The organism is Bacillus massiliigorillae (genome assembly GCF_000380245.2).
GTDB classification, from domain to species: Bacteria; Bacillota; Bacilli; order Bacillales; family DSM-1321; genus Bacillus_AD; species Bacillus_AD massiliigorillae.
Map to the genome: position 1 here is coordinate 2,033,560 of NZ_HG428741.1, position 13,215 is coordinate 2,046,774.

General features: G+C 31.3%; 9 protein-coding genes, 1 pseudogene and 2 riboswitches. Of the genes and pseudogenes, 1 reads left to right on the top strand and 9 read right to left on the bottom strand.

From position 1 onward, the window contains the following. Positions 1–20 precede the first annotated feature (20 nt). Together TX86_RS09435 and TX86_RS09440 are read right to left on the bottom strand one after the other, a co-directional pair. Positions 21–2,320 (bottom strand): annotated as a pseudogene (locus TX86_RS09435) (S9 family peptidase). A 288-nt stretch (positions 2,321–2,608) separates the two neighbouring features. Continuing rightward, positions 2,609–3,025 carry a putative ABC transporter permease gene (locus TX86_RS09440; RefSeq protein WP_081707708.1) on the bottom strand — a complete coding sequence of 139 codons (417 nt, stop codon included), beginning with the start codon at positions 3,023–3,025 and terminating at the stop codon, positions 2,609–2,611. A gap of 596 nt (positions 3,026–3,621) precedes the next feature. On the opposite strand from TX86_RS09440, the gene TX86_RS09445 reads away from it, so the two are divergent. Further along, positions 3,622–4,311, top strand: a complete 690-nt coding sequence (locus TX86_RS09445; protein WP_042348327.1) for a YfjL-like protein — start codon at positions 3,622–3,624, stop codon at positions 4,309–4,311. Between the two features lie 196 nt (positions 4,312–4,507). Here TX86_RS09445 and TX86_RS09450 read toward each other — a convergent pair whose 3' ends face one another. The 7 genes from TX86_RS09450 to TX86_RS09480 form a co-directional block, all read right to left on the bottom strand. Then, positions 4,508–6,391, bottom strand: a complete 1,884-nt coding sequence (locus tag TX86_RS09450) for an FtsX-like permease family protein (RefSeq protein WP_042348329.1) — start codon at positions 6,389–6,391, stop codon at positions 4,508–4,510. Beyond that, positions 6,378–7,133, bottom strand: coding sequence for an ABC transporter ATP-binding protein (locus TX86_RS09455; RefSeq protein ID WP_042348331.1), 756 nt, complete (start codon positions 7,131–7,133; stop codon positions 6,378–6,380). Before TX86_RS09455 ends, TX86_RS09450 begins: the two co-directional genes overlap by 14 nt. Before the next feature lie 289 nt (positions 7,134–7,422). Then, positions 7,423–8,436, bottom strand: a complete 1,014-nt coding sequence (locus tag TX86_RS09460) for a sensor histidine kinase (RefSeq protein WP_042348333.1) — start codon at positions 8,434–8,436, stop codon at positions 7,423–7,425. Then, positions 8,433–9,116, bottom strand: coding sequence for a response regulator transcription factor (locus TX86_RS09465; RefSeq protein WP_230203605.1), 684 nt, complete (start codon positions 9,114–9,116; stop codon positions 8,433–8,435). The genes TX86_RS09460 and TX86_RS09465 overlap by 4 nt, the downstream gene beginning before the upstream one ends. A 325-nt stretch (positions 9,117–9,441) precedes the next feature. Continuing rightward, entirely contained in the window at positions 9,442–10,275 is an 834-nt protein-coding gene (locus tag TX86_RS09470) for a TIGR03943 family putative permease subunit (protein ID WP_042348334.1), read from the bottom strand. Between the two features lie 15 nt (positions 10,276–10,290). Continuing rightward, on the bottom strand, positions 10,291–11,163 hold the full coding sequence (locus TX86_RS09475) for a permease (RefSeq protein ID WP_042348336.1): 873 nt from the start codon (positions 11,161–11,163) through the stop codon (positions 10,291–10,293). Between the two features lie 439 nt (positions 11,164–11,602). After that, positions 11,603–11,685: riboswitch (glycine riboswitch) on the bottom strand. 3 nt (positions 11,686–11,688) lie between these two features. Further along, positions 11,689–11,787, bottom strand: a riboswitch (glycine riboswitch). Positions 11,788–11,851: 64 nt separating this feature from the next. Then, positions 11,852–13,162, bottom strand: a complete 1,311-nt coding sequence (locus tag TX86_RS09480) for a sensor histidine kinase (protein WP_195892883.1) — start codon at positions 13,160–13,162, stop codon at positions 11,852–11,854. Positions 13,163–13,215: the final 53 nt, after the last annotated feature.

The window sequence follows — 13,215 nt, forward strand, 5'->3', positions numbered from 1 at the left end:
ATGCAATCTTGTTTTTTATATTATTTCAGATGTTTATCTAAGAATGTAATCATCATATTATAAAATTCTATTTGGTTTTCTACATTATAAAATCCGTGACCTTCATTCTCTTTCAGCAAATATTGCACATCAATGCCTCTGCCTTTTAAAGCTTTAACTATTTGATCAGATTCTGCTTTATTTACCCGTGGATCATTTGCTCCTTGTGCCACAAATAATGGTGTCTTGATTTTATCAACATGAAAAACAGGTGAAACAGCATGTAACAATTCTTTATCCTTCTCAGGATCTCCTACTCTTTCATACCACATATTACGCGTTGTTTCCCAATATGGAGGAATTGTGTTTAAGAATGTGAATATATTAGAAACTCCGACATAATCAACTGCTGCTGCATATAAATCCGGTGTAAAAGTGATTCCAGCTAATGTCGCATATCCACCAAATGATGCTCCATATATACCAACTTTCTTAGGATCTGCAATTCCTTGCTTAATTGCCCACTCTACGCCATCTGTAATATCGTCTTGTATTTTTAATCCCCATTGCTTATTGCCCGCTTGAAGGAATTCTTTACCGTATCCAGTAGATGATCTGAAATTCACTTGAAGAACAGCATAACCACGATTGGCAAGCAGTTGAACTTCTGGATTGAACATCCACATATCTCGATACCATGGCCCACCATGAGGATTTACAATTAACGGTAGGTTTTCAGCTTTTTGTTTTTCGGAAGTGTTAAATAACCATTGATTGTTAGTCCATCTCTACTTTTATAAGAAATTGGATGCATTTCTGCCATATTATTAGGTTCTAACCATGGACTCAAGCTTCCTAGTTCAGTCATTTTATCCGTTGTTGAGTCATAATAATAATACTTACCATATACAGTATCACTGGATACGCTGACAATAAACTTTGTCATTTCTTTATTATAATCCTCTAAGCCTAATTCACTTTCACTTACATTCAATTTTTCTTTTATACTAGTAAATAGTTTCTTTAACTTCTCATCAAAGAATGTATAATGAAGTTTATCTGTTATATACGCACCAAATAATAATTGATTTCTCGTTGAATCGTAAGCTGCTCCCATCACATCTACCGTTGGATTAGAGAAAACAACTTCTTCTTTTCCCTTCAAATCAAATTTCACAAGTTCTACTTTATCGCGACCTTTATTTGATAATGCATAAATAGATTGATTATCTTTTGAAAAGTAAAGTGGATTCACTTCGTCTCCAGCTTTCATTTCAATAAATGGCTTAAATTCTTCCTTTTCAGATTCTCTATAAAGGATAACACCCTCTACTCCATCTGATTGAACAGCAATTCTAATTTTTCCATCACGATCTGCTACCCAATTTGTTACATTTCCAGGATTCTTAGCTACATGAGTTGTTTCACCCGTTTTAATATTTAACTTATAAACATCAAATACAGTTGGATTTTCTTTATTCATCATTATCAAAATTTCATCTTTAGCATCCTTCAACTGACTTAAAACACTAACAGTGACATTAGGGTATGGCGTCAAATCTTTCTCTTCTGCACCACTAAAAGTAGATGAATAAATATGGTAATTCTCGTCTCCACCTTTATCTTTCACATAAAAAATTCTGTCATTTTTCCAAAAGAAGCCACCAATATCACGATCTTTAGAGTTGGTTACACGAACAGGCTCATTATCATCATTCATATTCTTCACGAACACATTCGAACGATTTTCCCATTCAGCAGCATATGATAAATAATTTCCATCAGGTGAAAGCTGATAACCAAAACTACCTGGACTTTTCACAAAATCTTCTACTGAAATTTCCTTAACACCTTTATTATCAATCTCTTTATCTTCAATCTTTTTGAAGTTTTCAATTATAGTAGCTAATTCTTTTACAGTTATGTAATCAGATGATAATGTAACTCCATTAAATAATCCATGTTTTCCAGCTGATTTCTTATAATCTTCTAAACTCTTTTCTTGATCTTCTAAATCTAGCGCTCTAATTAAAATACGTGATAGTTCTTCACTTGTAATAGCTGATTTACGGTTTTCCAGTTCCCCTTTTAATACCCATTTATCAACTATCTCTGCTCTTAAAGATTCTGATCCATGCTGATATGTTAAGGCTGTTAATGCATAATTAATAAAGTCCTCAACAGATACTTTTGCATCATAATCTACTGTTTTAGGAAAAACACCTTTTTTTACTAGACTCTCAACTGAAGCATTATTACTCGTGTTATCCGCTAAAGCTGATATTGGTAAGGACACGACGAGCAATATAATAGAAAGAATAGAAACTATTTTTTTCTTCACAACTGATCCCCCTTTTTAATTAATACCATACCACCCCAATAGTATACATATTAGTTAAATATTGTCAATCCAAAACTAAGTTTATCCATATTTTTTCTTCGATAATTACTACTATTACTTACTATTTATTATAGTGAATGTAAAGTTCTACTTGGTCAAAAGAGAAAGAATCAAGCTTTTAATCTACTAAATTAATAAGATTGCATAGGAAATAATTTCTAATGATAAAAAACAAAAAGGCTATTCAAAAAATTTTTGAAAATCATTTTTTGAATAACCTTTACATATCTAAAATAATTTAAAATGCGGTTTTGCTTCATTAAATAACCAATATCTTAGAAGTCGATAAAGAATTATGGCCATCATTGAAAGTGGTAACCATAATAACATATACGGCACACAAATTTGTCCGAGAATATTGAATGGCAATTGACTATAATCCCAAACAGATAATCCTAACCAAATATTAATAATTAAACCAGCAACTAGCTCAATCACAGTTACTAATAGCATACCAATGATTGCCTGTACATAAAGTGGCATTTCATATGGAAATATGTGATTGATCATACCAATACCAATAAAACATAATCCCCCAACAACGCCCATAGTCCAATGCGTATGTCCACGCCATAATATTTCAATCCATAAATAGAATGCCCCTCCAATCAATGCTAGGTGTAACAATTTAAATACTTTTCGCATACCCAATCATCTTCCTCCTATTCTTTGAAAAAGAGACATTCATATTATTACCAAACAGCTTCAATTTATCTGCATATAAAAACAGCCTAACTTTGTTTTGTTTACTGAAAGATAAGAGACCTGAAGTTTGAAGCTTAAATTAAAAGAAAAGACATGTTGTTTAACAATTGTAAAAAAAAGGAGTAATCGCCCACTCCTTTTCTTCATTTTCTTATTCAACTAATACATCTGTTATTTGAAGTAAGATTCTTCGCAAGCTATTAGCTGGTTTTGTTCAATAGCAAAGACTTAATTTGGATTATTGGTTTTCAACAAATCCAATTAAGTCTTCTTCATTGTTGTGTTTCGACTACTGTTCCATGGACTCGCATTCCAATGAAGTTAGAATAAACTAATTTAGGAAAATATAAGCACAAAAATGACAAAAGGCATCCTAAGAAATCATTCGGATGCCTTTTATCAACAACCTGAGAAGTGTATAAAATACACTTCTTTTTATTTGTGAACAATTTGCTAACAACATAGACTAAAATGAATATTCGAGGTATATTTACTTTAATAGTGTAAAATTACACAAATGAGAAAGAGGTACTAAAATGAAAAAGAAAATAGTATGGGGATCATTCTTAGTTGCAATCATAGCAATTTGCTTATTAATATTTATAAGCTTATTTGGTAACCCAATAAAAAAATATACTGTTTCACGAGAGCTTTTAAATAAATTAGAAGAAAAATATGATGAAAAATTCACATTAGTAAAGTCATCTTATTATTGGAAAGTTGGTACATATGGAGGCGTATATCAACCAGAGAAAAACAAAAATATTCATTTCACAGCAGAAAAGTACCACACGGGTAATTTTAGTGACTACTATCCCGAAGAAATATGGTTATATGATATGGAAAAAGAGTTAATTCCTAAAGCAAAAGAAATATTCTCTGATTATGACCAGGTGGAGGCAAGTACTGTTTGGGGTATTGGGAGTGACGAGGCTAAAGAAGGACGTATTCCAACCTATAAGGATATTTCAAATGGTGATGCACTCCAAATTATTATAAGAGCAAAAGTAGATTATACTGATGTTAATAAAGAAGTAGTAGAACAAAAAATTTTCACTCTAGTGCAATTTTTGAAAGAGAAATCGAACACAGTTGGTCTTATGGTAGCCTTCGACAGCCCAAAAGAAGCAGCAAATAAAGAGGATGGTTTTTATAATATTGCAGGACAAAACATTCGTGATATTAATAACGTTTCAGATATTAATAAGTATTTCATAGAGTTGTAAGATATATTACTAATTAGTCTACTTTGGAAGGAAATAGATGTCATTTATTTCTATCACAAACGAATTAAAACCAAGTTATCGAGGATTGAGCCCTGTAGATTACAGAGTTCAATCCTCGATAGCTACGTAGCAAAAAAAGCTGATCAAAGCTCTTAATTATAAAAGTCAAAATGGAAAACCATTGGCATTTTCTTTATTACTGTGTAATACTCAAATATTTCCTTACAGTTAATAAGTAATAAAATACATATAAGATGGTAAAGCCTATTACTGAGATTAGACTTACAAAATTCCCTTCTAAATATAATAAGTCTGTAACAGCATAACCAGCTACAAAGCTATGAAGTACTCCAACAATAATAGGTAGCATAAAGAAAATCGCTACTTGTTTATATACTGTCTTTTTAATAAATGCTTCATCCGTTCCAATTTTTCGAAGTACATCAAATTTTTCTTTATCCTTCATGGCATCTGCTATGCACTTAAAGTACATAATACTTCCAATTGATAGTAAAAATACTAGGGCTACAAAAAAACCTAGAAAATACACGGTGCTGATAGAATCGTACTCTTCTTTATCGAACATATCAGCGCTAAACATATTAATCTTTGAATGCTCTTTTACATATGCTGATATTTGTTTCGTTTTGTCAAAATCCTTTAGTGTAATCCCTCTATACTTAATGATAGGGGTATCACTTAAGGTTTTTTGAATAGATTCAAAATCTTTATCATTTACAATAATAAGTGTTTCTTGCATTACATTACCTAATAAAGGTGAAGAAAAAGTATCCGTTATTTGCAATTTAGTTTTCCCTACCTTCAGATGCTCTTCTAAAGAAAATCCTCCCACTAAATTCCCTGGAAAAATCACCATTGCTAGTCCTTCAGTAGGCTTATTCTTAATAATGCGCCCCTTAAATTTAATATCTCTTTTGTTTAACACTTTCTCAACTTCGCTATATTTCACAAAAGAAGCCTCGTTAATATAAGCATGTAATTTTGCTTCGTATGGTATTAAATTAGCAGCTACTTTAAAATCTATATTTTGTCCACTCTCTTGAATAGCCTTTTGAATGATTTCGTCATCGCCCTCGTTCTCACTTACATAAGCAACACTATATGGAACTTGATCTTCATAAGCATTGATAAATAATTCTCTCATAGAAGTAGAAACAATAATACTTGTTAAACAGCATGTAATGAGAACAGCTACAGCACCTAATGACTTATTATTATCCCTTACTCGAAACACAATATTATTGTACGTGACGATATTACTATTTTTATAAAGAAACTTTTTATTCTTTACTTTTCTAGATAAATAAAATGAGAAAAATCCTTTAAATAATAATCCGGTTCCGATGATAATAAACGTGACTGTTGCAAATATGGCAATCATAAAATTTATATGCAAGTCATTATATTTTAGAATAAGAAAATAAGAGAAAATAATAATAACTAAACCGCTCAAGCCAGCTACTGTTTTATTTTTCGTAAGATCAACCTGATAACTTTTCGTTGCATTTAATAATTTAGTAATATCTGTTCGGACGAGGCTAAAATACTCTTTTATTGACACAATAAGGAGAATGACTCCAAAAACAGCTCCCGTAATCACCATACTCCATACATTGATTTCAAATTTCATGACTTTATCAATATGTGCAAGCTTTACAAGAACCATTAAAAAAAGTTTATTAACGATAATACCTCCAATAAGCCCACTAATTAAAGCAATTAATCCTACTAACAATCCCTCAAAAGTAAATATTGCAGCAATCTTACTATTTTCAATCCCCATAAACGTATAAATACCGAATTCTTTTTTTCGCTGTTCTACAAAAAATTTACTAGAATAAGAAATAAAGAATATGAAAAATAGAGTTAGTACATATATACACAAAATCGCAATCGCACTAATCATTTGTACATTCGAAATACTACGAAATTGATCACTGAAGCATAGAGTTAAAAAATTATAAAAAACGATAATCGAAAACACCATTGAAAAAATATACATGCCATAGTTTTTCAAGTTTTGTTTTACATTCATGAAGGATAGCTTAACAAAGCTCATTTACTTCACCCCCCATGGATGTAAGGAAATCCATAATCTTTGTAAAAAATTCCTTACGATTGTTTCCCTTATCAATTCTAGCGTGAAGCTTTCCATCTTTCATAAATACAACTTTTTTTGAATAACTTGCAGTAAACGCATCATGTGTAACCATTATAACGGTTACGCCAAACTGGTCATTCATATTTTTTAAGCAATTTAACAATTCTGAGGACGATTTCGAATCAAGTGCACCTGTCGGCTCATCTGCAAAAATGATTTTCGGTTGAGTAATAAGTGCTCTTGCTGCAGCTACTCTTTGTTTTTGTCCTCCTGACAACTCATATGGATATTTCTTCAAGTGTGCATCAATTCCAAAAAAAACCGCTAATCTATTCACTTCTGTCTCAATTCTCTTGGAAGTTGCTTTTGAAACGACTAATGGTAAAGCAATATTATCTTCCACGCTCATGCTATCTAACAAATTATAATCTTGGAAAATAAAGCCGATATTATCTCTTCTAAACTTCGACAGCTCTTTATTTTTCAACGAATGAATATTTTTCCCATCGTAAAAGACCATTCCACTTGTCGGACGATCTATGGTAGATAATATATTCAGCAACGTCGTTTTTCCTGCACCTGAAGGACCCATTATAGAGATAAATTCACCTTCTTCAACCTCAAACTGAATTTGATCTAATATTGTAAAAGTGTTTCGATACGTTTTATATTCCTTATTTACATTCTCAACTCGTAACATCTTAATCCCTCCAAAATTGTTTTTCTATACTTACATTGTAAAGTTGTATAGAGGCTCGTTCCTATCGAATTCACTTACAAATTGAAGGGCGTATATTACATTTATGTCACAATCATTAATGCAGTGGAATTATTACGGCGAAAAAGTTGTTAGGGCTTAGTCCGAAATAAACCCTTACAACTTTTAAGACAGTCTCCGGAGTCATCACCTATATTCAGTGACATTTTATACTCGCCACTAAATTGAATATGACTTGTATTCATCTCTCACTTATTGAGTTAGAAGACTTCTACTGAATACAGGTGAAGTAATCTGAAAGCTTATAAAAAGTAAGATTGACATCCGTTCCTTTATTTTTCTCCGATACGATTGTTATGTCATGACTTAATTTATTCATGATTTTCTTTGAGATATACAGGCCCATTCCAGTTGATTTCGTTCGGTTTCTTCCATTTTCACCTGTAAAGCCTTTATCAAATACACGATCGATATCGCTTTCACTAATTCCAATCCCACTGTCTTTTATATGTAATTGTATAGACTTTTCATTTTCTTCTATATACATAACAATTTCTTTTTGTCCCGCTATATATTTACAACTATTATGAATGATTTGCTCAATTATATGTTTCATCCACTTTTTATCAGTTAGCACTACATGATCCAAGTGCTTCATTTCCACATTTATTTTGTTATAAATAAATAAGTATTTATTTTTACGAACAACCTCCTTCACGATTTTCCCTACATTTATTTCCTCTATTAAAAAGTCTGAGCTATAATTTCCTGCCCGAGAGATGTACAGTGCCTGCTCAACAAGTACTGTAACTCGATCAATCTCAACCTTAATATCCTTGGATAAAGTAGCTTCATCTTCTATTTCATCCACTCTTTGGGCAATTATTTCTAAGACCGTAATTGGGATTTTCACCTGATGAATCCAATGTGTCATATAATCATTGATTTCTCTAAGCTCATCTCTTAAGCTCTCAATTTCTTCTGTGCTTTCTCGCTGTATTTGGTCCAAGACTTCGTACAATCTACCAGCGGAAGCCTCATCCTTGCTTATTCTCGGATCTATTTGTTGGAGCATTTCTATTTTTTCTTTTTTAAAAAGACGATAATCAACGAAGAGGATAAAAACGATACATATAGACACAGTTAGAATATTTATATAAAGAAGACTATCGATTGCTACTTTTATAGAAACATCCAATAGAACGTTAAGATTAAAAAGAAAAATGACCACTACAAGTAACAGTAGCATGAATTTTCGATTTTTTATGTATGTATGAAATGTCATATTATCATGTATCCTTGTGCTTTTTTTGTTATAATCCAATCGATAATTCCTATCTGCTCAAGCTTCTTTCTTAGGCGATTCATATTAACGGTCAATGTATTTTCACTAATAAACTCATCGGTATCCCATAATTCTTCAATGATTTTTTCTCTTTTTACGATTGTTCCTTGTTTTTTTAATAAAATATGTAGAATCTTAAATTCATTTTTCGTTAATTCTAGCTGTTCCTGCTTATAATAAATCTTTCCTTTTGCCATATGTAATATCACATCGCCACACTGAATGACGTCAAGCGAAACGTCCGTATTATACGAGTACGTTCTTCTTAGGATAGCTTGTACTTTTGCCACTAAAACCTGAGGAGAAAAAGGCTTAGTCAAATAATCATCTCCTCCTACATTCACCGACAGGATTAAATCCATATCACTATCTCTAGAGGATATAAAAAGAATCGGCACCTTTAAAAACTTTCGTATATTCTGACACCAATAAAAACCGTCAAATGACGGTAAATTAACATCCATAAGAATTAGCCTCGGATGAGCCTCAAGTACTTCTTTTGTAATATGTTCAAAATCATTCACTTCTGTTACTTGATATCCCCATTTCGTTAAAGCAATAGAAATTTCTCTACATAACGCTTGATCATCTTCTATAATGAATACGTCTACATTACTCAAGTTCAACCATTCCTTTTTAATATATTTATGTATATTATCCATATAATTGTACATCGTCCAGACGTACAACTCTATAAGAATAAAAACGAAAAAGTATGAATTAAGAGCGTGCCGCCATACAACCATTACAGCTTTTCTTTGTTAAAACAATGTAGCAATAATAGTGGTGATAAAATGAAAAAAACATAAAAAGAAGGCGTATCAATCAAAGTGTTGATACGCCTCAAAACTACATTATTAAACAGCATTCGCCATTGTGCATTCCACTTTATACTTCTTTAATTATTTTAAATTCAGTGTTACATATTATAGTTAGGCAGTTTACTTAATACATGCGATATGTATATGGATCTTGCGGTTGTTGAATTCTCTCCCAATCTTTTACGATTAAATAAGGAATTTTTGCTTGAAACGGTTGATAATAAATCGTAGACAATGTCCCATTTACCTTAATCCATTCATCGTCTTGAAAATCCATATCCTCTGGAAACTCAACTAACATGCCAAATGCTCCCGAGTCTGCGATGCAATGAATAATACCGAAGCGAAGCACAAATAGCTGACGTTTATTCAAACTTTCTCCATTAAATGTAAATCCCTTAAATTCAACTGTTTTGTTTAAGAATTCTCCAGGAAAATTATATATTGTCTCCATGCCTTTTAAATAGTTTTTATCATTCAAAATAACGCTATCGTCTGAAGAAAATATCTTCAATTCTTTTTCCATTAATTCATCATAACCTTCTTTACCATAATACACACTCGTATCTGGTCGTAAATATTGGGTTTGAGCATAAGGGTCTGATTCTGAAAGTGAATCAATAGCTTGAAATGAAAAACCTTTTGATTTAACAATCGTTGAATCAAGAGTAGCAATTGGAAGGAACAATCCTGTTGCTAAAGGAAAAATAAATATACCGTAATGAAGCATTTTTCGAAAGAACGATTTCTCCTTTTCGTGTGTATGATCACAGCAATGTTCATCTTCCGTATTCCTTGCCACATTAAATATTTGTACAATTGTCAAAACAGCAAAGATAATTATTGCAATATATGAAATATATTCATATTTCATATTTATATACTTCGATAGATCCCCTGACGTATGAAGATTATAAAAGAAGTATGTAAAAATCATTAAAATGATTGCACGAAACATTGAATCACCTCTTCTCTAAATTAATAATGAACCTATAAATACAAATAAAGTAATATAGCCAATTAATATTGCTACAAATCTTTTATTAAATACACTTAACATCATAAGCATATTTTTTATATCTACCATTGGTCCATAAACGAGAAACGCAACTAATGCTCCCGTACTAAAAGTTCCTCTAAACGAAGATGCGATAAATGCATCTGCTTCTGAACATAAAGACAAAACAAAAGCTAGACCCATCATGACTAATGAAGATGACTGATCTGTTTGTCCAATTTCTAATAATGTGGATGTTTTCAAGTATGTTTGCATAGCAGCAGCTATGAAAGCACCAATTATTAAATACTTACCAACAGAAAAAAATTCATCTACTGCATGGCGAAGCATCCCTACCAGCTTTTGCATAAATGTTTGTGCGCTTGGATGATGACAATGTGGATGTGCTGCTTGCTTTAGCAGCTCGTTACCTTTGAAATGGATGGAAATAAGAATACCAATAATTAAAGCTATAATTAAGGCTAAACCGCCTCGATACCAAACCATATCCCACTGGTTTCCAAATGCAATAAATGTAGAAAATAATACAACAGGATTAATAATTGGCCCTGTTAACATAAAAGCAATTGCTGTATGTAAAGGTACACCCTTTAATAGTAATCTACGAACAATAGGGACAATTCCACACTCACAAGCTGGAAAGATAGCACCCACTAAAGCTCCATATAGTACAGCTAGAAAACGGTTCTTCGGTACAACCTTTGCTACCATTTCTTCACTGACAAACATTTGAATAAATCCTGCAATAAAAACTCCTATTAATACAAACGGAATAGCTTCTATTAAAATACTAATAAATATTGTATTTAACTGTAAAAACGAATTCAAATGGTACCTCCCTTTCTATCATTAAACAACCATTTTCAAATCCAAATTACATCATACACTAATAATTGCTATAAGAGACCTAACAAATTTTGATAAAAAATAAGATTTTAATTTATTCTCTTGTCTTGTTTATCTATATAAAGAATACTTCGGATTCACACTCTATTTCCCTATAATACTTATAATACGTCACTCTATTCTTACAATAAAAAATGGGTGAATGAATGAAATTCTCCCATTTTATAAAACGAGTTCTATATCTTAAAATAACTATTTAACCTACTTGAATAGAACAGGCGCTAGCAGAAAAGCTCTCGCCAGTAATAAAACGAAAGTCATCTGAATAATCAATTTGTGTCTCAATATCTAAGTACTTCTTAGTGAACTGATCAATATTTCTGCACATAAAAAAAGGACAGTGAAAGGTCTTTATGTCCTTCTCTGTCCTTTTTACCTGAGAGTTTAACTCTAATTTCAAAAGAGTATTCCCCTTTGGTGGCGTTCATGACGCACTCTCCAGAGTTGCGTCCAATTGCGGTTCGTTTACCTGAGAGATTAGTTCCAAGGCTTTTATGGAACTTGCTCTTTCGGTGGCTACAATATGCACTCTCCCACAATCATCATCCGCTATATTTTTATTTATAATAGTAAAAATATTCAGAAATATAAATAAAAGTTACCAGTTATTTTATAATAGTATAAACCAAATACTAAAAGTAAAAAAAGATTGCTTAAGTGTTACTTCATACTTCAATTCATTTTTCTCTAATATGCTAGCAACAATGGACAATCCCAAACCTGTCCCAGAAATTTCTTTATTTCTCGATTCTTCTACAACATAAAATGCATCCAAAATATACGGAAGATGCTCTTGCTTTAATTGTGTTGTTTTATTACTTATAGAAAACTTCATTTTGTTCTTTTCTTCACATGTTAGTGTTATTTCCAAATACTCTTCTTCACCATACTTAATAGCATTGCTTATTAAATTATTAAAGATAATCTCCATCTGACTAGGGTCTTCTTTAATTATGGAATACTGTATAACATCTATGTTTTGCTTCACTTGAATGTTCTTATTTTTTAATGAAATTTTATATTGTGCTAAAACTTTTTGAAGTAGCTGAGTTAATTCAAAACGCTCTTTTCTTACTTTTAATTCATGTACTTTAGATAATTTTATTAAATAATCTACCATTTCTGATGTGTATTTTACCTGCTCTAAAATGACATCTGTATATGTTCCGTCATCAAGCTCATCTTTAATACCAATAGTATATGCCTGTATTAAAGATAATGGAGTTTTTACTTCATGAGAAATACTCGAAATTAATGTATTTAAGCTGTGGTTTTTCTTTTCTAATTGTGAATGAGCACTTTTTAATCGTTCACTCATATCGTTAATACTATGAGACAACTCTTCAATTTCATCTCCTGAGTTAATCTCAACTTTTTTAAATTGTAAATTTGCGATATCCTTTGAAACATTTTTTAACTTTTCTAAAGGGGTGATGATTCTTTTTGAGAAAACAGCGACTAATAGTAAACTGATAATAATGCCAAATAAAACAGAATAAAAATATAATTGATTAACTATTTTTAACGCATCTGTATTATGAACAACTACTGTTCCTAATAAAATGATATGATTTTCCTGCTCATATAATACTGTTAAAAGGCTTGACTTTAACTTACCTTGATTAAATAGCAGCCTAACTGTTTTTCCTTCTTTGATTTTTTCCAATGAATCTTCGGTAATCCAAAACTTATTTAAAACAATTTTATCTTTATACAAGGCAAATTGAATTTTTTCATTGATTGTATTCATATTTCCGCTCTTATCAATGCTCACAATCGTAACATTATTATCGTTTTCAATTTTATTCTCTACTTCATTCAGTTGTTGAAGCGTTAAATCATCTATCTCTTCATAAATTGTAGTGAGCTTCTTTTTCATCTTATATAAATAATAATCAGAAGAGAAATAATTATTTAACAAGAACGATACACCAAATACAACGAACATTATAACACTAACGATCAATAATAATT